This is a genomic window from Streptomyces sp. NPDC014734, assembly GCF_043083325.1.
In the GTDB taxonomy this organism is placed as follows: Bacteria; Actinomycetota; Actinomycetes; order Streptomycetales; family Streptomycetaceae; genus Streptomyces.
Map to the genome: position 1 here is coordinate 422,500 of NZ_JBIBYN010000002.1, position 21,554 is coordinate 444,053.

Consider the following 21,554-nt stretch of genomic DNA (forward strand, 5'->3'; position numbering starts at 1 on the left):
CTGACGATTACTCCGGCAGCGGTGACCACGGCCACACTGGCGGCGGCGATGCCCCACCGCTTCCCCAACGGGCTGCGTGCTCCGGCGGTCTTCGAAGACGGAACGTTCCTCCGTTGAGATCGGGAAACCACGGATCACACACCCATGCCGTACGTGATGGCGAAGATGGTGCCGAAGGAAGCCACGAGGAAGACGCAGGTCAGGCCGCCGACCATCATGCCCTTGCCTCGCGAGCTGTCCATAGTGGAGTGGCCCTCGCCAAACCAACCTTTGCTCTTGCCGACACCGGCAAGAAAGGCGCCGGCACCGACGACGAGGACGACGGCGGCGATGACGCCCAGGATCACCTTCGCCGTGCCCCCGAGCTTCCCGAAGGGGCCCCAGTCCGGCTTCACGCCCGATACGACGTCGGCTCCGGCGGCGAGGGTCGTGTGCAGGGATGGATCGGCAGCGGCGGACAGGAGGTTGTGCATGTTCAGTCCTTTGGTGCGATAAGTGGTGTTTTAAGGCGGTTTGACGGATTAGCCGACGTGCCGCATCGCGATGATCTGCGGCTTCCAGTAGCTGAGCGGCTTGATACGCACCTGAGCCCCTGTGCGCGGGGCATCGATGACCTGCCCGCCGCCGATGTACATGGCGACGTGCTCAGGGCCTGCGCTCCCAGGCACGCTGAACAGCAAGTCACCCGGGGCGAGTTGGGAAACGCTCTTGACGGCGCTTCCTTGGCGAACCTGGTCGTACGTGACCCTGGGCAGGTTCACGCCCGCTGCGGACCAGGCCATTTTGGTGAGCGACGAGCAGTCGCAGCCGCCCACGCCTTCGTACGGCATGACGCAGCTGCCGCCCCACCGATACCAGGTGCCCAGGGCCGTCTTCGCGGCGGTGATCGCGCGAGCGGCACCCTTGCCGGCCGGGGCGTCAGGGGCGACGGCATCAGCCCATTTGGAGGCCAGTGCACGGATATTGCGCACGTAGTCTCGGGTTTCGGAGTACGGCGGAACGCCGCCGTACTTGATCACGGCGCCACCGCCGGAGTTGTACGCCGCGAGCATGTTGTCCGTGGAATCCCCCGGAACGTCTTTCACTTCTTTGGCCAGAAGACAGTCGTATTTCGCTGCTGCGGGAATTGCATCTTCCGGGTTCCAGATGTCCTTGATTCCATCGCCATCGCCGTCCAGGCCGTTCTGAGCCCACGTGCTCGGCTTGAACTGGGCAATGCCCTGGGCAAAGGCGGACTCAGCCCGTGGGTTGAAACTGCCTTCGATATAGAGCTGCGCGGCAAAGACCGATGCCGTGAGCTGCGGGCACTCTCCCGCGCTCTTGTTCACGAGTACACGCACCCAGTCAGGGACGGGAGCGTCTGTCGCCAGAGATCCGCCCGGACCGGTCTCCTGGGCAGAGGCGCCGTCTGCCGCGCCGAACGTCATCAGCATGGAGGTACCCGCGATGGTCATCGCGGCCAGGAGGCCAAGCCCGATCTGTGTCTTCTTGCTCATGGCCGCCCGTCACGCCCAGGGCAAGGCGGCGACGCGCCAGCCCTCAGAGGTGTGCTCCAGGCGGAGCGCGAGTTGTTCGCTGGCGCTTCGAGCGTCCCCAGATTTCGGGGTGGTCGTGAGGGTGTAGCTCACGCGGACGAGAGCTGAAGAGGCCGTTGCCCCGGGCGCTCCGTCGGGGACGATGGCTGAAGTGATTTTGGCCGTCTGGTGCGCCTTCTGGGCCCGCAGGGCGGCCCACGCGGCGACCTGGCTTGGACGCTTCTGGGCCAGTACGCCCGCGAGTTCCCCAGTTGCGAGCCGGGCTGCCCGAGTGCCGGCGTCCGCGTACGAGCTGTCGGCTCCGTCGCGTGCGTCGTGCTCGGAGTAGGCCGTGGTGAAGGCACGTGCTGCACGCTGAACATCCATTGGCAGGGCGGAACTTGGTGAAGGGCCTGATACCTCGGCGCTCGGTGAGGCCGTGTCGGTGATGCCCGCCGAGACGGAGTGTGGCTGTGTCGTCGAGGGTTGGGGAGAACCGCTGGTCGAGCTGGAACAGCCGGTCGACAGGAGGGCCAGTGAAGCAGCGACTCCTATTACGGCTGATATATGTATGAAACGGGTGGATCGAGGCATGCGGGAACCACAACCTTGGTGCATGGGATTTGAGAAAGCGGGCGGCGTGGCCCTACGGGGACTGGGGCCGCGCCGCCCCTTCGCAGGAAGAGGGGGATTCTTCCTGCGGGCTTTTACCGGCGGCTACCGAAGAACTCGAAGAGCAGGACCGGGGCGTGTGGCCTTCGCTACTTGGTCTCATTTGCGTGAGAGTTCGGACGAGTCCGGTGCCGGCCGAATTTTGATTTCGTCTTCACCTGGCGTGATTGTGTGCCATGGTCGAGCTGCTAGGGCCGTTACTCATATCAAGGCCATCAGTCCCTTGCGTGATTCGTGGGTGGGATCGAGAAAAAATCTCCACGGCCAGAGAATGCCTATCGGCGTTGGTCGTGTCTGAATCCTCGCAGGGGTTCGCGGACAACTCGAACCAGCAAAAGAAGTCGGAACCTAATTCCAGGAATTAGGTTCCGACTTCTTGGAGGCGGGTTGTTTGAGGTCTTATGCGGCCGGGCGGTGTAGGTGCTCGATCGCCACGCCGAGCCACGGCGCGGCCGGGCCGGAGATGAGCAGGGGCGCGCACACGCTGTACGAGAGCACGACTGCGGGCGCTTCCCCAGCAACTCCGGTCAGGAGGGCGTGATCGAACGGCAGCCAGTCACGCGATCCGGCTGGCGTGAGTCGCACTCCGATAGACGTGAGGACCACTCGGGCTGTGGTGTGATCTCGCCACTGCGGGAGGGCAACGTCCTCCGCTTCTTGGCGTCGACGGGCGTCGAGCCGGCCGTTGGAGACCCACCGTCGGCCGAAGGCCGGGTGATCCTCGAAGTACCCGCTGTTCGAGGGCGGGTAGGCGACCTCTGTTCCGTAGAAACGGGCGGCAGAGCACGTCACATCCGCGAAGGCGACCTCCCCGTCAGTCAGAGGCACGTCATTCACCTGGAGTGGCAGAAGATCGCCGCCGCCCTGGAGGTGAGCCGCAAGCGCGGATGCTGCCTGCATGGCATCGGGCCAGACAGCGTCTTCCGCCCGGCCGCGTCGGCGAGACCACATGGTCATTCCTTTCTGATCAAATGGGCCGGCCGGGGCCTGTACGGCGCGAGCAGCACAGGCCCGGGGGCCACCCACGAGATGAGATCACCAGAGGGGGCTGGAGGCAGCAGCGGGTGCCCTCGCCGCCTCCTTGGCCTCTTCTTTCAGCCTGGCCAGCAGCAGCCCAAGCCGGTCGTTGCCGATTGCCTGGTGTTGGCGGACGGCGTCCGCCAACACGTCACGATTGATCCGTCCGGCCTGCTTGGTAGCGGCCCGCGCGATCGGCAGCAGGTCCGCCAACCACTCGTCGTCGGCTTCTCGGTCCTGCGGGCACTCCGCATCGTCCTGGACGGACGGTTTCTCACCGTCCGCTGGAGCGGGGACTGCCGCCGAGGCGGAGGTCTTTGCCGCTACCGGGGGAGCCGCTGCGGCCTCCTGGTCCGCAGGTTCGACGGCCGGTCCGTCCGCATCGTCCGCATCGTCCTGGACGGACGGTTTCTCACCGTCCGCTGGAGCGGGGACTGCCGCCGAGGCGGAGGTCTCGGCCACTGCTGGGGGAGCTGCCGCGGTCTCGTGGTCCGCAGGTTCGACGGCCGGTCCGTCCGCATTGTCGGAGCCTGCGGACGTGTCGGTGGCGGACTCGCCCGTACGTGACTTGCAAACTTGCCCTGCCTCGCGTTTCCGCAGATCAACGGGGGTCGGATTCGTGTCGTCTGCTGCGGACGGACTGGGGGAGAGACTTCGAGCTCCGACTGTGGCCGTCACCTCCGATGGGCGAAGCGCGGACTGAACTGCGGGATCTATCGCCCTCGGTACCTCCTCGCGGACCGGTCCGGGACCGTCGGCCGTGCCGTCCGGGACCGAAAGCTCAGCCGTCCGCGCCATCAGGATGTAGAGGTGCACGGAACCCGCCAGCGCGAGTGGTGCGAGTGTCGACAGCACGCCGACCACGCAGTCCGTCAGGTGCAGTGCGGACCGTCCGGCCTGCGGACCGTCGTTCAACGTGATGGCGTGCAGTGCGTTCGCGCCGAGACTCGCCCCGGTTGCCGCGAGGAACAGGAACCAGGCGTAGAGCCGAGCGCCGAAGCGCTGGTGACGAAGAAGCACGATCGCTCGGACGCCGTACGCAATGAACCCGTCGATGAACACCGGGAACAGATAGCTCAGGCTCTCCCGAGCGTGGATCGCGATGGCGATCTGCCGCAGCGCGTCGTAGGAGAAGAGGAAGCCGGCCGCGCCGAGCAGGATGATCGCGGAGCGGTCCCAGGCCGTCATCCCGCGGAGGCTGTAGGCGCCCCGAGGTTTGGCCGCTGCCGAGGGTATGTGCGCCTGGGACATTAGAGGTTGCCCCCGTCGCGCGGGTTGATGGACTGCCAGGCCGAGGTCTGGGAGAGCAGCTGTCCGAGCTGCTCCATGGATGTCACCTCGTGCACGTGCTGACTTGGGCAGCTCACGCACGAGACCCGCAGAAGGATGCGCTCCGCGCCGCCCTGGTCGGTGTAGAACAGCTCCAGGTGCTGGCCTCCGGCAGTGTCCAGGGAAGCGACGGCTTGCAGGTGTTCTTCGAAGGACAGCAGCCCTAGGACATCCCAGTCGAGCGTGACTGCTTCGTCCCCCAGGAGGCGACGCGCGTACTTCGACGCCGCCGTGATGGACCTCGGTCCCCAGGTGCGGAAGGCGTTCTCCCGGGCGGCTGTGCGCCGTTGCTCGGCGGTCGTCAGGTGCTTGGCCGCAGCGAACATGATCGGGTGACTCATCGGGGGCCTTCCAAGAACTGGCTGGTGCGGGTTGCGTTGCAGTCGCGGGATTCGTTGGCGATACGGAGAAGGACGTCCGCGTGGCACGGCACGTCGAGGGGGCATGTGCACATCAGGTCGAGGTCGTGCAGCGCTCGGGCGAACCGTGCGGAGTAGAAGCGGCCGACCGGACCCCGGAGCGTGGCTGCGAACAGGTCCACGGACTCAGCAGCGTCCAGCGGAGGGCCGAGAGGGGACCGGGCACCCACCGTGAACGGGTTCGCGTACCGGCTGCGAGGGCCGACGTATGCACAGGCTGTGGACAATGTTGCGGCGTCTCGGGGCGTCCCGCGAAGGCGGACGGGCATCACGCTGCCCTCCCGCCACGACGCCGGTCAGCGCCGATCATCGGGACGAGGGTTGTCACCATCTCGGCAAGACGACTCGCTACACGGGCCCCGACGAAATCGGTCAGGTCCGGCCCGTTCTCATCGCGGGCGGGCAGGTTGGACGTGATGATCGTCGGCAAGCAGTGGTTGTACCTGAAGTTGATGAGCCGATACGTGACCTCTTCGGTCCATTCCGAAGTCTTCGCCGTACCGAGATCATCGAGCAACAGGTACTGCACTTCGCTGAGCCGCCGCAGCTCTCGCTCCGCCGCACCCATTACCTGTGAGGGGCGCAGATTGCCGTACATGTCTGCCGAGTTCACGGCGATGACCTCGAACCGGTCCGGGCCGCCGGCCGCGATCCTTCTAAGGGCTCCGTAAGCCTCGTGGGTCTTTCCCGTCCCTGTGAGGCCGGTGAGAAGCAGAGCACCAGCAGCGGAGCTGTCCGCGAGGGCGCGGTCCGCCCAGTCGATGGCGCCCGGCATCGTTGCTTCGGCGTCGCTGAACCTGGGAGGCGTGGCCCTCGCCCAGCGGCTCAGGGCGTAGTCGGCCCGAGCACGGCGGTGCCACTCCCGATCTCCCGGGCTCTCCTCCGGCGAATCGTAGGCAGGGTTGTCAGGCACGACGCGAATCCCTTTTGCAGTGAGTATTCGTTCCAGAGCGCGCATTGACCTGGCGCTGCCCACGGGTTCCGGCTCAGCCATGATCAAAAACCGTTCTGGTAAGCGCTGGGAGCGGCGGTTTGCTGAAAAGAAATCCAGCTTCCGGAGGACTGTCGACGCAGCGGCACGACGTTTCCATCGGGTATCGCAGCAGAGGCGTGCGAGGGAAGGTCCGCCCAGATGCGGAGCAGGTAGCGGGCCGACTGCGGCGGACGGGATGCGTTCCACCGCCGCGCCACCATCTCAACCAGCCGTTCATTGCCCCAACGGGCCGTGAGAGCTGTTACCCGATCCCATTCAGGTTCGGTCAGACGCCATCCGACGAGCATTCCTGCGCTCGTTATGGCTGTTACCAGATCCTTGGCGCCGTCTGGCACCTTCACCGAGTCCTGCTTTACAGATTGGTTCTCTCGGATGGATCCTGGCAAGCTAGCTTGCTCTTTGGTGGTGGTAATACTCCCGTAGGGAGTATTACCACCACGCATACGCGAGGAAGAAACTTCCAAGTTGGCGTGCTGGAACTTCCCACTTCCAGCCGCCGAAGTCGAGTTGTGGGAAGAGATGTCCTGGAACCTAGTTCCCTCTCCTGTCGCTTCGGGACACAGAGTAGGAAGTTCTTTCTCTGAATCGATAAAGGCTGTGGTCTCCCTGTCGAACAAGAGGATCGAGTAGCTGTTGGGGTTTGAAGCTCCCCCGCCGCGCTCGTGGCTGAGTTCCCCGAGCGTCGCCAGTTCCCCGAGGCACTTGGTTATCGAGCGAGCTGTGAGTTGCGTGAGCTTAGAGATCTCATCCAATGTCAGGGTGGCCTTGCCTTCATTGTCAGATTCCCGGGCCAGCGCAAGCATGACGAGTCGAGATCCCCTGCGCGACTTTGAATTTGACCAGACCAGGTTGGTAGCTATATCACTCATCGGCAATCTCCGTCCGCTATTGCTATGCGGCGGAAAGGTGAGAGGCCGAAGGATTTATCGTCTTCCGGGATATAGCCGGTCTGGTTCGGTTCGGGGGTGATATAGAGCGCGCCAGTGGGGATATGGAAATCGTGGGCACGACGCCAGTCGGCAGCCTTGTCGAAATTGATCCTCACCATGTGGGCCAATTTCTCTTCGGTGCGACGGTCGATGAGCATGCGGAAGAAATCCGATCCGAAGAGGTGGGTAACAGATTGGCGCTCGGGGTAAACCCGTACGAGCACAGCCATGGGTTCTATTTCGCGGATCGAGGCGCCGAGATTTAGGCACCGCGAACCGGCGGGGTCGTTCTGAAACATAAAGAGAACTCCGGAACCGCAAGGTGCTGCCTTGCGGGAAGAATCGTTTCCTCTGTGCCGATCAGACGGCGTGAGCGCCCTGTACTGCCAGCGGGGTGGGCCGCCGCTTCTTCCTGTAGCGGCGCGCAAGTTTCAATAGGTATTCGTGCGTAACGCCAAGGCCCCGAGCGACAGCGGCAGGGTCGAATGATGGATCTGTTGCGAACCGTGCAATCACTGCGTTGCGCTCGCCCCTACTGAGAGCCGCAGTGCAGCCCTGAAGGGCACCTTCCACAGCCGCCTCACTCGCGCGCCGCTGCCATGCGGCGCGCAGTGGGGCCCGTTCCGAGGCAAGAAGTCCAGCGCGAATGCCGAACTCATCGTCATCTCTGAGTGCTTCGACCAGGCACCGGGCGGCCACGGGCAGCGGGCACGCGGCGCAGAGATTACGTGGCCTGTTAAGGGATGTGCCAAGCCTGCTTTTCACTGCCTCGGGGTCTTTACGGGGGCCATCCCCAAGAGGAACGAAGGTGTCGATGTCCTGGTTCGAGCACCTGGCATCTTCTGCCCAGTGCTTCCCGGGGGTTTTCCTGGACTCTTCGAGGAGAGGAGACCAGTCCCCCTGATGTGCAGCCTTGATGAGGCTGGATATGTCAGTGCTCATTTATGTCTCGCGATGTTCACGGCGCCCAGAGCTTTCACGCGCTCGAACGCAAGAGGAGATCAGAAACGCTTGCGCGAACGCTTAGACGGCTGAAGCGTCATCAATGCTGATTCGTGTTCCCTTTCGGCTGTCATGCCGGGGTTCACGAAATGCATATCCGAAATTGCGCGCAGGTCTTCCTCTGTGAATTGGACGAACTTCCCGAACTTTCGATGCGGCAGCGTGGAAATTCGCTCACGCAGCCATTTCTCCGGGATGTTCAGCCGCTCGGCAGCCTCGCTGTATCCGATGTGAAGGCGCTTGTCGCGGTGCTCCGACTGTCGGTTGCCCAACAGGGCGTCGATCCCGCCGGCCTGAGCGAGCAGGCTCATCACGGCTGCGAGGCCCTGCAATTCGTTGGGCCCGAGAGCGGGAGTACCCGCGTTCGCCGATGCGACGGCCGACATCATGCGTCCAACCCGCGCAGCTGAGCCGTCCGCAGGTCGAAGGCGTGTCCGCCGGAGGCTGCCCATCCGGCATGCGGGAAAGAGCGAATGATCCACCGCGCGATGGTCAGCGCCTTGGCACGAGGCACGCGGAGGGCGTGGCCACGGTCGTTCACGGCCGTGAGGCCGAGGTGGGGCCACAGGGTCCGGGATCCCTGGAGGCGGACCTGTACGACGGCAGCCTCGGGGGGCAACATGCACGTCAGCTGTTCGGCCAGCCGTTCAGCCGGTCCCGAAGCGATCCCAGCCTTCAGGTTGCAGTCCGCAGTAGGGGACATGCGACACTCCTCTATGTGGTAAGCCGCTCCGCAGTGCCGTGCGAAAGGACACGGAGTGGCTGTGCGAGTGATCTTGCAGCCCTGCATGGGGCCTCGGATCACGAGCTGTCTGGCGTCCGGGAGGTGCGAACTTCCGGGCGCCGATGGCGTTTTGAGGGGAAGGTGAAGCGCACGAGCTGCACGCGTCTTCCCCTCTCCGTCAGGTTGGTCCGATACGGATTCGGCCTGACGGGCGATGGCGAGGGGGTGCGAACGCCCTCGTTTTTCGCTAAACTGAAGCTATCGCGGTTGCCGTAAAAAGTCAACAGACCGAGGTTTCCTCGGTTTCTTTCAAAAACGAGGTCTGATGCCAGCCCGACTCTTCGACAGGGATCGTGTGCGCGCGGTACGTCGAGCCACCGAGACCCCGCAGACCGACGTGGCATCTGCCGTCGGCGTCGCGGGCTCGACGGTGGCGGGGTGGGAGCTGGGAACGAACGCGCCCGACCCAGAGAAGTTGCCCGCCCTCGCCAAGGTGCTGAAGGAGCCGCTTGACACTCTGTTCCCGCGCAAGGGGCTGCCCGACCTCACCGACCTGCGGTGTGACGCCGGCCTCTACCGGTACGAGATGGCGGCGATCATCGGAACCAAGAGCGCCGGTCCAGTGGCCGGCGCGGAGAACGGCGTCCGCCGGCTCAAGGAGAAGTACCTCCCTGATCTGGCGGCGGCGTATGGCGTCACCGTGGAGGAGGTGAAGCGAGCGCAGGAACGCTCCATGGCGAAGGCCAGGGGCGAAGAGGTGGAGGGCGACGCTGCCGCCGTCGCGGTGGTCGAGGAACCGCCCCGGACGCTCGCTGAGAAGATCACCCTTCTCCTGGAACGCGCATATCCGTCGGGAGCGCCGGGAGACGGCGCGATCGCGGATGCTGTGAATGAGTACGCGGGGTCGCGGGTCGTCACGGCTGAGAAAGTGGAGGCCCTTCGTACGGGCGCCGACGAGGCCGAAGCCCCCGCTCCGGTCGTTCTGGAAGGGCTCGCCAAGTTCTTCGGCGTCACACGCATGTACTTCGAGCCGGACGACGAGGTTGCCCGGCAGGTCGCCGAAGGGCTTCGCCTGATGTCGGCCGGCAAGAGCGGGAAGGTGGGCCGCATTCGAGCGCGAGGGATGGGCCCGGAGGGTCTGTCGGCCGATGTCCTCTCGATCCTGAATGAGCTCGCGACCGAGTTCGAGAAGAAGGCGGCTCCCGACGCCGACGAGTAGTGCCCCGTTCCCCGCGGCTCAGCGAGTCGCGGGGAACGGGGCACCGAGTGGGTACTTCTATTCGCTGGCCGCGTTGGGCTCGTAACGCAGGCCGGAGGCGAACACCGCCCGCACGTTCTTCAGAGCGTTGAGCTCCGAGAGCGGGTCTCCATCGACCAGGAGAAGATCCGCGCGGTAGCCGGGAGCGATCCGACCCGTTGTGGAGCCCAGCCCCAGCGCCGTGGCAGCTTCGGACGTCGCCATGTCGATGATTGCAGCGTTCGGCAGGCCCAGGTGGGAGTAGAACGATAGGGCCGGGACCAGGCCATCGAAGCCCGCGCGCTGCACTCCGGCATCCGTTCCGGCCACTAGGCGAACGCCCGCGTCGGCCATCTGCCGCACCAGGTCGAACATCGCATTCGCCCGCTCCTCGCCGAAGATGCGGGGGAGCATCTGCCAGTGAGGGCTGACCGCCGGGCAGACAGTAATCTCCTGGTCGATGATCTGCTGGACTACGTCCGGCCGGAAGTCGAGGCCATCGCCTGTCATCCATGTGCAGTGCTCGATCGTGTCCACACCGGCCTTCACGGCCGCGGTGATGCCGTCGGATCCGTGCGCGTGGGCGGCAACGGGGACGCCTGCCTTGTGGGCCTCATCCACCAGGGCGGCCAGTTCTTCCGCTGAGAACTGGGACTGGTGGCTCTTGGGCCCGTCCTTGGTCAGGCCACCGCCTGTCACCATCGCTTTGATGACCCTGGCGCCCGCCGCGATGTTACGGCGGACGAGGTCCCGGATCTCGGCTTCACCGGATACCTCGCCCCCCAAGAAGTGGCAGTGGCCGCCAATGGTCGTCGCGGGCGTGCCCGCGGATACGATCCTCGGCCCCGGTGTACGACCTTCGGCGACCTCCGCAGCGAGACGCAGCGCAAGGCCGCCGCGGTCTCCGAGGTCGCGGGCCGTGGTGACGCCGCTGCGCAGAAGCTGTTCCGCGCGACGACGCATGTCCTCGAACAGAACCTCGTCCGTTGAGTTCTGAAGGGTGTCTACCGGGTCAGGCCCGCCGTCGAAGGCGAGGTGGACATGGGCGTCGATCAGCCCCGGCAGGACAGTGCCGTCGAACGCGAACCGAGGCACGTCGGCGCCGGCCTGCTCTTCGATTTCCTTGCGCGGACCGACGGCAGCGATCGAGCCACCTTCGACGAGGACGGCACCGTCTTCCAGGTAGGACCCCGAGTCGACGAGCACTCGTCCACCGGTGATCAGCATGTTGACTCCTTGATCATGGGGGGTCATGCGGCTTGACGCAGTGCATCGGACACCGCGATCAGTTGTTTCACATCCGACTTGCGGTCGCTCCCCAGAGCCATGGCGAGGGGGACCGGACGGCGGGGTGCAGGAACACCCTCCTCGATCCGGGCGGCCGCCCGGCGGAGGCGGGCGGCGAGTTCTGTGGAGTCGACGTTGAGCACCGTGCTGCTGTCAGCGTCACCCAGCAGGTACGGGCTGATGTCCACCAGGCCGTCACGGCACTCAACGATGCGCCGGTGGTAGCGCCGGTGCACGCCCCGGGCCCGCCAGCGGTCCAGCGCGGCCGGGGACGCTGGCCGCAGGACGTTGTCGGGGTACGCCTCTGCCAGCAGCTCCCACAGAGGGGCGAGGCGACGGTGATCGCGCCGGTGCTGGAGCCAGAGCCGCATCGAGGCGATACGGGCTCGGGCTCCGGAGTAGGTGATCCCGGCCGCGAACAGAAGGATGGACGCCACCAGGAGAAAGGCGACAGCGGCCATCAGTGCCTCGGGTACATCAACGCCAGCCCAGCGAACGGCGACAATGACGGCCCGGATCGCGCAGGCCACAGCCATCGCTCCCAGGCCAACGGCTGCCATCCAGAGCCCGGTGGAGTGGGGGCGCCGGGACATTCGGGCATAGCGCCGAGTCCACCGGCAGGCCAAACCGAGGACGTACATGAGGTAGAGACCGGCTCCGCCGTAGAAGAAGGCGATCTGCGGAATCGTCATGTCCGCCGTGCTGAAGCTGCCCGCGAAGACCTCATGCGGCACCGACACGGCAGCCACCGTGATGGCCACCACGACTACTCCAACGACCACGGCCTCCGTGCGGGCCCTCCGCCGGCCCGCCTCTTCGTCGGCGGCGGAGTAGAGGTAGAAGCACATCAGGAAGTACATGGCGATGAGCAGCAGCACGTTCTGGATCAGCTTCGCTGCCCCATGACCAGCGACCGTGTCAACGCCCGACGCACCCCCGGGCATAGCCACGGGGTACGACAGCGCGGCGCAGAGCAAGCAGAGGGTGACCGACCGTAGAGGGGCGTCATGCGGGGATCGCCTCCACTGGTAGAGCTTCCAGATGAGAGCAGCCAGGAGCCCCAGAAGTAGCAGTTCCACGGGTTACAGCCATCCTCGCCGGTCGCCGAGAGCCGACTCCACACGTCGGAGCGCGGGGTCGTCCGACAGCGGAGTGGAGTCGTTCAGCAGGGACGACCACTCCAGGATGATCGTGGCCACCAGCTCGACGGAGCATTCCTCTCCGTCGTCGTACGAGCACCGAAACGCGACCCGTTTGATCGTCTCGGGGTCGAAGACCGGCAGCATGGTGACCCAGCCCTCCACGGAGACGGCAGCCTCTTCGTCAGGGTCAAGCGCGGGGGCTTGTTCCGAGGTGTCGCCCGCAGCCTTCTCGGCCGCTTCCTCGTTCTCCGCCACGAGGATGTGCCCCACCTCGTGGAGGATGATGTGCTCCTGATGCAGCCGGGTCGTCTCCTGCTGGTACAGGATCACGTCGTAGTCCTCGTATGGAGCCCACAGCCCCGAGGGCCCTGGTTTCGGGAGAGGAGCTTCCCGCAGGTACAAGGGACGTCCCCGCCGACGGCTGAGCGCCTGGCAGAGTTCTTCGACGTCGAGCGGGGGAGCTATCCCCAGGTCTTGTAGCTCACGCCGAATCAGGCGGTGCAGATCCTTCTCCACGGTCCGGTTCGCAGCTGTGCGCCAGCGCCCAAGCCGCCCGCGGCCGGCTCCGGCCTGTGCAGGAACCGCCGACTGAGCCGTGTCTCGGCCACTCTTCTCTGACCACACTGAGTAATTCCTCCAACCGGCAGGTGATGGCTCCCCCGAGCCGGGCGACACCGCGCCCGCGTCGATGACATCTGGTTCCCGACACTGGAAGCGACCGTAGTTGTCACGTGCCTGCGAGCCCCACCAAGCCCTTCAAGAGGCTCGGCTGCTTGGACTCCAGATAGCCACGCCCAACACGGATGTCACATACGCGAACACGCAATGGAACACCCGGGAGGCGGCCTTGCTGGGGTACCCGGGAACCTCGTTGGACAGTACGTGACGGTTCAGACAAGACGTGTCCTGAAAAGCATGATCAATACGCACGGTAAGTAAACGATTCTCTCCACTCAAAACGAACTAAATCGACCGCCAGGTGGCCGGGCTATCGCTCTGAGCTGGAGTTTTGTGTCCTGGCGTGGACGCATCAAAGGCGCGGCTTTGACGTGAAGTCCGTTGTGAATCTGAGATATTTAAGATTGAACGACGTGCGGCATAGGTGATCGAATCAGGCTAATCGTCCATTCGGGCGACGTGTGGCCGTGGTCACTTCAGGGCAGTTCGGGCAACCTGCACTATTACGCTTTTGGTCATGGCGAACGCGATATCCAGCCAAAGTGCTGACTACCAAGAGTTTTGGAATGAATACCATCTGTGCACGCTGACTACGCTGCGACCCGACGGTCGGCCGCACGTTGTTCCCGTCGGTGTGACCGTTGACGCGGCTACGGGGCTCGCCCGAGTTATCACCCGCAAATCCAGTCGGAAAGTTGCCAACATCCTCGCGGGCGGGAGTGAGGCCCGAGTGGCTGTCTGCCAAGTCGATGGGGGCCGGTGGGCCACGCTCGAAGGTGTGGCGGAGGTTTGCACCGACGCGGCAGTGGTTGAAGACGCAGTTTCCCGTTACGGACAGCGATACGGACGTACGCCGGCCCCGGACCCTGAGCGCGTCGCCCTCCTGATCTCGATTGATCGGGCGACGGGTCAGACGCTCAGCGCTCGACCCCAGACAGCCCAAGCCGCAGCGTGAGCAGTCAGGGGTAACCAGCAGGGCCGCCGCCCTCTGGGAAAAGTCCCAAACGGCAAGAGGACCGTGATAGCTGGCGAGCCGCGCTCGCACGCCGGCCGGTGCGTCAGCTGTGCGCTCGGTGTGGGCCTGCGCCGCCTGGCCTTTGGGTGTCAGCGAGCTCGGCGCTCGGCGGACGTCATCGGTCCGAGCTGTTCAGGCGGTCGAGGACGGCGCCAACCGGCGCTGCGGCGCGGTACGGGGCGAGTTCGGTGGCCAGGTCGGTGAGCAGGGTGGTGCAGCGGCCGGATTCGACCATGGCCGCGATGTCGAGCGCCGCCGTGGCGGTGTGGGCGGCGGCGTCGAGGTCGCGGCGGCGGGCCTGGGAGGTGGCGATCCAGACGAGGTAGAGGACACGGTCGCGCTGGGCGCTCGGCTCCAGCGCGGCCAGACCGTCGCTCAGAAGTGTCTCGGCGGTCGCCGGATCGCCGAGGTCGAGGAAGGCTCTGCCGGTTTCGGCCATGTGGCTGGGGCGGCACATCCAGTACGCCCAGGCCGGGTTGGTGTCCCCGGTGCGGGCGCGGTCGAACTCGGCTTCGGCCTGGTTCAGCAGGCGGGCGGCCTGTTTCGCGTCGCCGGTGGCGGCCGTCGCCCTCACCCGCCAGGTGTCGATCATCGCGGCGACGAGCGGGGTGGTGCGGGTTCCGGCGATGTCGCGGGCGGAGGCGAGTAAATCGCTGCCGGTACCCGGTTGATCGTCGTAGACGCAGGCTAGCGCGAGGTTGGCCAGCAGGTAGGCGCTGTGCGCCGGGTCGGCGGCTTCGGCGGAGGCGCGCAGGGCGGCGTGCCAGGCGCGTTGGGCGCCGGGGGTGTTGCCGGCGTCGAACTCGGCCCAGCCGAGGAAGCGGGCGTACTCGGCGGCGAGGAAGTGGAGGTCGGTGGTGAGCTGTCCGGTGTGGCGGGCGTGCCGCAGCAGCTTGGTGACCATGGTCAGGTCGGAGCGGGCGCTTGTGGTGCAGGCGGTGCCGCCGAGGGAGTCGTCCAGGTGCCACAGCGCGGTGAGCCGGGCGTGGATGGCCGTGGAGACCTCGACGCCGACGTAGCCGCCGCTGATGCCGTGGGCGATGGCGCTCTGGACATGGTCGGTCCACCGGTCCGCCAGGTCGCGCAGCACGTCCGGCGGAAGGAGGGGGATGTCGGCCGCGTCGGCGCGGGCGGGGTTGGCGGCCAGGTCATCGAGGGCGGACAGCGTGACCTCCGGGGCGAACGGGGCCCAGATGTCGGGGCCGGGTAGGGCGAGCAGGAGCCAGTTGGGCCATCCTCGCGCTATTACCTGTCCCGGGTCGACCCTGTGGAGATCGGCCATAGCCAGTTGGGCGGGCATTTCGGGTTCGACGCCGCGCTGCCAGCGGGCGACTTTGTTGCGGTTGCGGGCCATGTGCCCGTAGCCGAGAGCGGTGTGCCGGTCGGCGACGGCGTTGATATACGAGTCGAGCGTGTGTCCGGACGCGGCCCGCACCGTGGCCAGTAGATGCCGCGGGGGACTGGTGGTGACGGGCATGTGGCTAACCCCCGGGGTGGGATGGAGCCGGGCACGATCGTTGCACTGAACGTAGCCCAACGAGCCGGGAGTTGAAGCAGCTCGGAAGACCGGGAAACAGGAGGCAGCAGCGAGGCAGCACCTGTTCCTCTTCCTGGCACGGATGTTCGGCGGTTTTCTTGAAGTACGGCCGCTCCAGCACCTCGGAGCCGGCCAGTACCTCCCCGCCAGAGGCCACACGGACGCCGTCATGGCTCCGTGAGGCCGACGCGGAACATCCGAGAAACCGACTCGTGGAGGAACACCATGGACACGCACTTCGAGTTCGAGACCGTCACCTACACGGCGCCCGTGCTGAGCGAGCTGGGCTCCGTCACCGAGGCCACCCTCGGCTCGGCCGGCAACAACAACGCGGACGACACCCAGTACTGGCAGTGACGCCGCGCCCCTTGTGAGAGGGGCGTCGGTGGGTGAGTGAGCGCCCGGGACACATCTGGCCATCGGCCGGCGTCCCGGGCGCTCGTTCGTGAAGCAGGCACACACGGCACGGCGGAGTGAAGGATCGGGGTGGAAGAGATGCGGTTCGTTGCCGGAGCATTCCAGACCGGGCACAACCACATGGCTCCCGGAGGCACGTGGCGGCCCCGGGAAGGCAAGAGCGCATACGACGACGGCACGTCACACATCTGGACTGTCGGATACGAGGAGCACGAGATCCGCACCAGCACGGACCAGGCCCCAGCGCCCGTGGCCGCTGTGCTGGCCCTCGGCTGCTGCCTGGCCACCGGCCGGGAGCTGGACGGCATCCGGGAGGCGGCGGCCCGGGGCGGGTGGTCCGCGGCCACACGGCTGCCCGGCTCGTACCTGACCGTCGCACGGACCGGCGCCACGACGCGGATCGCCGGGGACCGGGCCGGAGTCATCCCGGTGTACTGGTGCATGGATGGGGAGCGGGTGGTGTGGGCGACGGCCGCGGCTCCGCTCGCCGCGTACGGCCACACCTCGCCGAACTTGGCGGTGCTGTTGGCCGGGTTCTCGGTGCGGGGCGTCGATGCCCTCGCGAGGCAGAGCCACTTCGAGGGCGTGCGGCGGGTTCCGCCCGGGTGGGCGCTGGTCCTTCAGCCCGGACACCGGCCGCGGACCGAACCCGTACCGGCTGCGGTCACCGAGCTGCCGTTCTCGGAGGGTGCCCGGATGGTGAGCGAGCGCATGACCACCGCGGTCGCTCGCCGCGCGGCGAGCGCGGGACCGCTGTCGGCGGACCTGTCGGGCGGTGTCGACAGCGGAACCGTCACCAGCCTGGCCGCCAACACCGGCCCGTTGCTGGCCGTCACCTACACCGATTCCCGCATGGGCGAACAGGACGATGTCCTCTACGCCGAGCGGATCGCCGCCGGACAACCGCACATCACCCACGAGTGGGTGCACGGCACCCGCCACAGCGTGCGGCACTTCGACGGCCTCACCGAACCGGCCACTCTGCCGTTCACCGACACCCCCTCGTTCACTCTGGGTCTGCTCGCCATCAAACAAGCACAACTCGCCTCGGCCACCGCCTACGGCTCCCGAGCGCACCTGACGGGCCGTGGCGGGGACGACGTCCTGGACGCGGTGCCGCTGATGGTGATCGACCAGTACCGGGCCGGACACCGGGCGGAGGCGATCCGCCGGGCCGTGGCGCTCGCCCGCGCTCGGCGCTGCGCGGTCCACCCTCTCCTGCGGCAAGCCGTCCGCACCCAGAGAGCGCGATACCCGCAGGCCCTCACCGCCCTGGCCCAGATGCTGGACGGGCCCCGTGACCTGCACCATCCAGGCTTGACGCCACCGTGGGAGACGCTTCGCTGGTGCGGCGTCACCTCATCGGCGCCCTGGCTGACCCGCTCCGGGCGGTCCGCCGTCGCCGACCTCGTGGCCCACCGGGCGGCCGACGCCGACCCGCTCACCACACCCGGGGCAGTGCACGAGCGGCTTGCCCTGGAGGTGATGGGTGACGGGCATGCCACCTACGACCAGATCGCCCGCCAGCAGTGGAGCCTGCCCCTGCACGCTCCGTTCCTCGACACGCCCGTGGTCGACGTCTGCCACGCGATCCCCGGCTGGGATCGCAACCGTCCGGGCGACTTCAAGCCGCTGGCCCGCGCCGCGTTCACCCCCGCCGTACCGGCATTCCTGCTGAACCGGCGGACGAAGACGGCATTCACCGGCAGCGTCTACGCCGGCCTGCGCGCCAACGCCCCCGCTCTGCGCCGGATCCTGTCCGGCTCGGTGCTTGCCGAGGCCGGGCTGCTGGATGGGTCGCGGGCGGTAGCCGCGCTGGACGGTGCGGTACGGGGCGAGCCCGCACCGCTGGCCTCCCTGCACGCGCTGATCGTCACCGAACTGTGGCTGACCACCCTGCCCACCGCCCGCGACACGTGGTGGGAGAAGACCACCACGACCGAGAAGGAGGCCACGCGATGACAAGTGCCGGTGTGTACGCCGCCCTTGGCCCCGAGGGCATCGCCCTGATGGACGCCCGCCACGGCAAGGGCCGCTGGCGTTTCCTGGACCCGGTCGGCTCCCAGCTGTGGCTGACGATCACCGGCGGCACCGCGCCGGAGGCGGCCGTGGAACTGCTCACCACCCGGTGGCAGGACAAGGGCGCCGACGCTGCCCGGGTCCGCGCCGACCTCGGCGCGCTGGCCGCCGACCTGGAACGTGCCCGCCTCTTCCAGCCCGCCGCCCGACCGCTGACCACGCGAGACGGCGCCGAGATCCGCTTCGATACAGCTGTGCCGGTCGGGCTGGTATCGCGGGCCGCCGGACACGTGGCCCTGTTCGGGACGCTGGTGCTGCTGAGGTGCCTGCCTGTGCGGTTCGCGCTTACTGGTGCCCGCGCGGTGACGCGGCTGCCCGGCCGCGCGGCCACGGTCGCCCAGGCGGAGGAGGCTTTCACTGCCGTACGTCGCGCTGCCCGGATGTGGCCCGGCCGCGCCGCCTGTCTGGAAGAGTCCCTGGCCGCCCACGTCACCGCCGCGCTCACCGGACACCGGGTCCGCTGGGTGATCGGAGCCCGCTTCACCCCGCACGGTGCCCATGCCTGGATCGAGGCGGACGGCAGCGTCATCGGGCAGGACGAAACTGACCGTATCTGGCCGTATGTGCCCGCTCTTCAGGTGGAACACCCGCACTAATATTCGCCACCCTTCGCCACCGCATCCACTCGTACGAGTGAAGCGTTGCGCCAGATGTGACAGACACACAGCCCCGCAGCGGCACCCGCACGAACCCCTCAACTGCTCCAGCACGGCATCTCCGTCTGCCGTGGCCCCGACGACGCCCCGCCGGAGCCACGGCAGACGTGATCCCGCAGTACACCGTCAGCGCCGAACGCCACGACGGCGCCCTCGATGACAGCTTCACCACCATCGCCCGCCGTCTGCCCGCCCTGTGCGCGACCGCGCTGCGGCTGGCCTGGGCCGCCGACCGGATGGCGCTGCTGCGCATGGCCGCCCTTCAGGTGGCTGCCGGGGTCCTGACCGCGATCGGCCTGTATGCCACCCGCGGCGCCCTCACCCCGCTCTTTGCCCCCGGCCCCACCATGGGCCGCCTTCATCAGGCTCTGCCGTCCCTCGTGCTGATCACCGGCGCGGCCATGACCCGCTCCCTGATCAACGCCGCCACAGTGGCCACCACCGCACGGATCGGACCACGCATCGACGGCATCGCCGAGCTGCGGTTCCTGAACGCTGCCACCCTCGTCCCGCTCGCCGCGTACGACGACCCCGCGTGGTGCGACCACTCCGAGGCCGCCAATCGCGCCTCGAAGGACACCCATCTGATGATTGAGGCCATCACGGCGGTCACCGCCGCATTCCTCGGGATCCTCGCCTCAGCCGGCATCCTCACGGGTCTTGACCCTGTGCTGCTGCCCCTGCTGTTGCTCGCGGTGATCCCCCGGGGCGCGGCTGCTGTCCGCGGTGCCCGCGCCGCTCACCTCGCCGAACGGCATACCCTCGCCGACCGCCGCCTGCGCCACACCCTGATCTACAACACCTCCGGACGCCCCACCGCCCTGGACGTGCGGGCGAACACCATGCGGCCCTGGCTCCTACGACAGTTCACCGCTGTCACTGGCCGGCTGGAGACACATGCCGCCCGAGTGGGACGCACCACCGCCCGCTACCAGCTGCTCGGTGATGCCCTCGCCGGGACGGCGGCCCTGCTCGTCTACGCCGCCCTGCTGTGGCTGGTGACCTCCGGGCGCATCGCGCTGGCCTCGGCCGGAACCGCCGTCATCGCCGTCCAGACCAGCCGCATCCTGCTCACCGGCCTGGTCACCGGCATCAATACCACCTACAAGACGGGCCTCTATCTCGGCGACTGGGCCACCTTCCTCACCGACGCCGAGCACCGCACCCAGCTGCCCAGCAAGCCCGTCCCCGTACCGACGCGGCCGTCAGTCATCCGCGCGGACCGTCTCACCTTCACCTACCCGGGCAGTGAACTGCCCGCGCTGCACAACGTGAGCGTCAGCATCCGCCAGGGCGAAGTCCTGGCGATCGTGGGCGCGAACGGCTCGGGGAAGTCCACCCTGGCCAAACTCCTCGCCGGCCTTTATACCCCTACCAGCGGCACCGTCACCTGGGACGACGTGGACTTGACCACCACCGATCCCGAAGACGTCTGGGGCCGCCTGGCGATGCTGCCCCAGGACATCGCCCGCTGGCAGGTCACCGCCCGCGAGAACATCACCCTCGGCCAAGGGGACGGCGATGACCAGGCGGTGATGTCCGCAGCGAAGGCATCCGGCGCCGACGACGTCTTGGCCGCGTTGCCCGACGGACTTGACACCAGTCTCGCGCCCTCACACTGGGGCGGACGCGACCTGTCCGGAGGCCAGTGGCAGCGCCTGGCCGGAGCCCGAGCCTTCTACCGGTCCGACGCACCCCTCCTCATCTGCGACGAACCCACCTCCGCACTCGACCCGCGGGCCGAGGAAGCCGTCTACGAACGCATCCGCGCCCTGAGCGCGGACCGCACGGTCATCCTGATCACTCACCGGCTCGGCTCCACCCGCGGCGCCGACCGGATCATCGTCCTGGACGGCGGCCACCTTCTGGAGGAGGGCACGCACGAAAGCCTCCTGGAGGAACAGGGGGAATATGCCGAGATGTGGAAGGCGCAGGCCCAGACCTACAGCGCACTGCCCACACCCTGACACCGCTGTGGGCCCGTAGGTCCAGCCGCCCGGACGGGAGAGTGACACCCCGTCCGGGCGGCTGGCCTTCACCAGGCAACGGAAGAAGTCGGCGATGACATCCTTCGGGCGGTAACACCCGCTTTGGTTCACTTCCGCTCTGCATCAGTTCGCCGTTTGCGTGTTTGCTGGTAAGGCGAGGGTTGGAACCCTAAGATTCTGGGGGTTGGTGCGCTTTCGAGTTGCACCCGCAACGGGTTTTGAGTGTGTGCCCACTGGTGGGCACATTCGGTCGGGGTAGCGGGATGGAGCAGGATGGAGCGGGATGGAAACGGGCCGGAAAGTCCGTTTCCAATGCAAAGACTAGGTAAAACCACAGGTGGGAGGCCCGGCCGTTTCGGGTTCGAATCTCCTAGGCTCCACATCGGTAGAGGTCTCCATCACCTGCGAAAACGCGGGTGATGGAGACCTCTCGCGCGTGTGACGTCAGCACTGTGCCGGCGAGAAGGTGACCGCCGCCCGCCGCGACGCGTCCTCCGGCCCCGTCCACGCGGCTGCGGTCCACGATCCGTCCGTGACCGGGCCGGCCGCCGACAAGGCGCTGCCCGGCGCCAGGAACGGCGACGTACCGCTGGACGACAGTTCCCTCCTCGGCCACGCGGACGCGAGACCGGCCAAGCCGCTCCCCCACGGCATGGCCGGGGCGATGCGGACGGTGTTCGTGATCGATGGCGTCATGCCGACGATCGCCCCGGTCCTGGCGGCCATTTCGAAGGTTTGCCCCGGTCTGCCGGGCGTGCCCCGGTCCTCGACGGATCCTCGCCCTGTCCGGCGCGGTGGCACCGGTGCCCTGTGCTTCCCGGAACACCTTGTCGCCGATCGAATCTCCCGGGCTCCACACACGACGGAGCGGGTGCCGAAGATCCTGAGACCTTCCGGCACCCGCTCCGTCGTGCGGGG

At 67.0% G+C, this 21,554-nt stretch carries 21 protein-coding genes; 6 read left to right on the forward strand and 15 right to left on the reverse strand.

Going from position 1 to position 21,554, the window contains the following annotated elements:
* Positions 1-134 precede the first annotated feature (134 nt).
* The 11 genes from ACF1CT_RS05770 to ACF1CT_RS05820 all read right to left on the reverse strand — a co-directional run bounded on the left by ACF1CT_RS05770 (position 135) and on the right by ACF1CT_RS05820 (position 8,265).
* Positions 135-473: a hypothetical protein gene (locus ACF1CT_RS05770; RefSeq protein ID WP_007447287.1), complete on the reverse strand. Its 339-nt coding sequence runs from the start codon at positions 471-473 to the stop codon at positions 135-137.
* A 48-nt stretch (positions 474-521) separates the two neighbouring features.
* Positions 522-1,496: an NlpC/P60 family protein gene (locus ACF1CT_RS05775; protein ID WP_391782484.1), complete on the reverse strand. Its 975-nt coding sequence runs from the start codon at positions 1,494-1,496 to the stop codon at positions 522-524.
* A gap of 9 nt (positions 1,497-1,505) precedes the next feature.
* Positions 1,506-1,901 (reverse strand): hypothetical protein, encoded by a 396-nt coding sequence (locus ACF1CT_RS05780; RefSeq protein WP_391782485.1) that lies wholly within the window; start codon positions 1,899-1,901, stop codon positions 1,506-1,508.
* Positions 1,902-3,221: 1,320 nt separating this feature from the next.
* Positions 3,222-4,391, reverse strand: a complete 1,170-nt coding sequence (locus ACF1CT_RS05785) for a DUF2637 domain-containing protein (RefSeq protein WP_391782486.1) — start codon at positions 4,389-4,391, stop codon at positions 3,222-3,224.
* 62 nt (positions 4,392-4,453) lie between these two features.
* Positions 4,454-4,873, reverse strand: a complete 420-nt coding sequence (locus tag ACF1CT_RS05790) for a DUF6195 family protein (RefSeq protein ID WP_391782487.1) — start codon at positions 4,871-4,873, stop codon at positions 4,454-4,456.
* On the reverse strand, positions 4,870-5,220 hold the full coding sequence (locus tag ACF1CT_RS05795; protein WP_391782488.1) for a DUF4326 domain-containing protein: 351 nt from the start codon (positions 5,218-5,220) through the stop codon (positions 4,870-4,872). The genes ACF1CT_RS05790 and ACF1CT_RS05795 overlap by 4 nt, the downstream gene beginning before the upstream one ends.
* Positions 5,220-5,945 carry an ATP-binding protein gene (locus tag ACF1CT_RS05800; protein WP_391782489.1) on the reverse strand — a complete coding sequence of 242 codons (726 nt, stop codon included), beginning with the start codon at positions 5,943-5,945 and terminating at the stop codon, positions 5,220-5,222. Before ACF1CT_RS05800 ends, ACF1CT_RS05795 begins: the two co-directional genes overlap by 1 nt.
* A 2-nt stretch (positions 5,946-5,947) precedes the next feature.
* The gene (locus tag ACF1CT_RS05805) at positions 5,948-6,814 is read right to left on the reverse strand and encodes a hypothetical protein (RefSeq protein ID WP_391782490.1); all 867 of its coding nucleotides are present in this window, start codon (positions 6,812-6,814) and stop codon (positions 5,948-5,950) included.
* The gene (locus ACF1CT_RS05810; protein ID WP_391782491.1) at positions 6,811-7,104 is read right to left on the reverse strand and encodes a hypothetical protein; all 294 of its coding nucleotides are present in this window, start codon (positions 7,102-7,104) and stop codon (positions 6,811-6,813) included. Before ACF1CT_RS05810 ends, ACF1CT_RS05805 begins: the two co-directional genes overlap by 4 nt.
* Before the next feature lie 130 nt (positions 7,105-7,234).
* Positions 7,235-7,816, reverse strand: a complete 582-nt coding sequence (locus tag ACF1CT_RS05815) for a WhiB family transcriptional regulator (protein ID WP_383915703.1) — start codon at positions 7,814-7,816, stop codon at positions 7,235-7,237.
* 59 nt (positions 7,817-7,875) lie between these two features.
* A complete protein-coding gene (locus ACF1CT_RS05820) occupies positions 7,876-8,265 on the reverse strand; it encodes a hypothetical protein (RefSeq protein WP_391782492.1) in 390 nt (129 codons plus the stop codon).
* Positions 8,266-8,925: 660 nt separating this feature from the next.
* Between ACF1CT_RS05820 and ACF1CT_RS05825 the strand changes: the two genes are divergently transcribed.
* Positions 8,926-9,819 (forward strand): helix-turn-helix transcriptional regulator, encoded by an 894-nt coding sequence (locus ACF1CT_RS05825; RefSeq protein WP_383915699.1) that lies wholly within the window; start codon positions 8,926-8,928, stop codon positions 9,817-9,819.
* A gap of 57 nt (positions 9,820-9,876) precedes the next feature.
* Here ACF1CT_RS05825 and ACF1CT_RS05830 read toward each other — a convergent pair whose 3' ends face one another.
* From ACF1CT_RS05830 to ACF1CT_RS05840, 3 genes are read right to left on the reverse strand one after another with little or no spacing between them, the layout of a single operon-like run.
* Positions 9,877-11,064, reverse strand: a complete 1,188-nt coding sequence (locus ACF1CT_RS05830; protein WP_391782493.1) for an amidohydrolase family protein — start codon at positions 11,062-11,064, stop codon at positions 9,877-9,879.
* Positions 11,065-11,087: 23 nt separating this feature from the next.
* On the reverse strand, positions 11,088-12,203 hold the full coding sequence (locus tag ACF1CT_RS05835) for an MAB_1171c family putative transporter (protein WP_391782494.1): 1,116 nt from the start codon (positions 12,201-12,203) through the stop codon (positions 11,088-11,090).
* 3 nt (positions 12,204-12,206) lie between these two features.
* Positions 12,207-12,596 carry a hypothetical protein gene (locus tag ACF1CT_RS05840; protein WP_391782495.1) on the reverse strand — a complete coding sequence of 130 codons (390 nt, stop codon included), beginning with the start codon at positions 12,594-12,596 and terminating at the stop codon, positions 12,207-12,209.
* A gap of 865 nt (positions 12,597-13,461) precedes the next feature.
* Here ACF1CT_RS05840 and ACF1CT_RS05845 point away from each other — a divergent pair.
* Positions 13,462-13,899 carry a pyridoxamine 5'-phosphate oxidase family protein gene (locus ACF1CT_RS05845; RefSeq protein ID WP_391782496.1) on the forward strand — a complete coding sequence of 146 codons (438 nt, stop codon included), beginning with the start codon at positions 13,462-13,464 and terminating at the stop codon, positions 13,897-13,899.
* A gap of 175 nt (positions 13,900-14,074) precedes the next feature.
* On the opposite strand, the gene ACF1CT_RS05850 is transcribed toward ACF1CT_RS05845, so the two are convergent.
* Positions 14,075-15,436: a transcriptional regulator gene (locus ACF1CT_RS05850; protein ID WP_391782497.1), complete on the reverse strand. Its 1,362-nt coding sequence runs from the start codon at positions 15,434-15,436 to the stop codon at positions 14,075-14,077.
* 285 nt (positions 15,437-15,721) lie between these two features.
* Between ACF1CT_RS05850 and ACF1CT_RS05855 the strand changes: the two genes are divergently transcribed.
* From ACF1CT_RS05855 to ACF1CT_RS05870, 4 genes are all read left to right on the forward strand, one after another.
* Positions 15,722-15,853 carry a lasso RiPP family leader peptide-containing protein gene (locus ACF1CT_RS05855; RefSeq protein WP_391782498.1) on the forward strand — a complete coding sequence of 44 codons (132 nt, stop codon included), beginning with the start codon at positions 15,722-15,724 and terminating at the stop codon, positions 15,851-15,853.
* Positions 15,854-15,991: 138 nt separating this feature from the next.
* Positions 15,992-17,875, forward strand: a complete 1,884-nt coding sequence (locus tag ACF1CT_RS05860; protein ID WP_391782499.1) for an asparagine synthase-related protein — start codon at positions 15,992-15,994, stop codon at positions 17,873-17,875.
* A complete protein-coding gene (locus tag ACF1CT_RS05865; RefSeq protein ID WP_391782500.1) occupies positions 17,872-18,588 on the forward strand; it encodes a lasso peptide biosynthesis B2 protein in 717 nt (238 codons plus the stop codon). The genes ACF1CT_RS05860 and ACF1CT_RS05865 overlap by 4 nt, the downstream gene beginning before the upstream one ends.
* 167 nt (positions 18,589-18,755) lie before the next feature.
* Complete coding sequence (locus tag ACF1CT_RS05870; protein ID WP_391782501.1) at positions 18,756-20,615, forward strand: ABC transporter ATP-binding protein; 1,860 nt, start codon at positions 18,756-18,758, stop codon at positions 20,613-20,615.
* Positions 20,616-21,554 lie beyond the last annotated feature (939 nt).

What these genes read in the sequence shown, in the direction of transcription:
- ACF1CT_RS05770 (WP_007447287.1), bottom strand. Translation starts at nt 473, where the DNA reads ATGCACAACCTCCTGTCCGCCGCTGCCGATCCATCCCTGCACACGACC.
- ACF1CT_RS05775 (WP_391782484.1), bottom strand. Translation starts at nt 1,496, where the DNA reads ATGAGCAAGAAGACACAGATCGGGCTTGGCCTCCTGGCCGCGATGACC.
- ACF1CT_RS05780 (WP_391782485.1), bottom strand. Translation starts at nt 1,901, where the DNA reads ATGGATGTTCAGCGTGCAGCACGTGCCTTCACCACGGCCTACTCCGAG.
- ACF1CT_RS05785 (WP_391782486.1), bottom strand. Translation starts at nt 4,391, where the DNA reads ATGACGGCCTGGGACCGCTCCGCGATCATCCTGCTCGGCGCGGCCGGC.
- ACF1CT_RS05790 (WP_391782487.1), bottom strand. Translation starts at nt 4,873, where the DNA reads ATGAGTCACCCGATCATGTTCGCTGCGGCCAAGCACCTGACGACCGCC.
- ACF1CT_RS05795 (WP_391782488.1), bottom strand. Translation starts at nt 5,220, where the DNA reads ATGCCCGTCCGCCTTCGCGGGACGCCCCGAGACGCCGCAACATTGTCC.
- ACF1CT_RS05800 (WP_391782489.1), bottom strand. Translation starts at nt 5,945, where the DNA reads ATGGCTGAGCCGGAACCCGTGGGCAGCGCCAGGTCAATGCGCGCTCTG.
- ACF1CT_RS05805 (WP_391782490.1), bottom strand. Translation starts at nt 6,814, where the DNA reads ATGAGTGATATAGCTACCAACCTGGTCTGGTCAAATTCAAAGTCGCGC.
- ACF1CT_RS05810 (WP_391782491.1), bottom strand. Translation starts at nt 7,104, where the DNA reads ATGGCTGTGCTCGTACGGGTTTACCCCGAGCGCCAATCTGTTACCCAC.
- ACF1CT_RS05815 (WP_383915703.1), bottom strand. Translation starts at nt 7,816, where the DNA reads ATGAGCACTGACATATCCAGCCTCATCAAGGCTGCACATCAGGGGGAC.
- ACF1CT_RS05820 (WP_391782492.1), bottom strand. Translation starts at nt 8,265, where the DNA reads ATGATGTCGGCCGTCGCATCGGCGAACGCGGGTACTCCCGCTCTCGGG.
- ACF1CT_RS05825 (WP_383915699.1), top strand. Translation starts at nt 8,926, where the DNA reads ATGCCAGCCCGACTCTTCGACAGGGATCGTGTGCGCGCGGTACGTCGA.
- ACF1CT_RS05830 (WP_391782493.1), bottom strand. Translation starts at nt 11,064, where the DNA reads ATGCTGATCACCGGTGGACGAGTGCTCGTCGACTCGGGGTCCTACCTG.
- ACF1CT_RS05845 (WP_391782496.1), top strand. Translation starts at nt 13,462, where the DNA reads ATGGCGAACGCGATATCCAGCCAAAGTGCTGACTACCAAGAGTTTTGG.
- ACF1CT_RS05850 (WP_391782497.1), bottom strand. Translation starts at nt 15,436, where the DNA reads ATGCCCGTCACCACCAGTCCCCCGCGGCATCTACTGGCCACGGTGCGG.
- ACF1CT_RS05855 (WP_391782498.1), top strand. Translation starts at nt 15,722, where the DNA reads ATGGACACGCACTTCGAGTTCGAGACCGTCACCTACACGGCGCCCGTG.
- ACF1CT_RS05860 (WP_391782499.1), top strand. Translation starts at nt 15,992, where the DNA reads ATGCGGTTCGTTGCCGGAGCATTCCAGACCGGGCACAACCACATGGCT.
- ACF1CT_RS05865 (WP_391782500.1), top strand. Translation starts at nt 17,872, where the DNA reads ATGACAAGTGCCGGTGTGTACGCCGCCCTTGGCCCCGAGGGCATCGCC.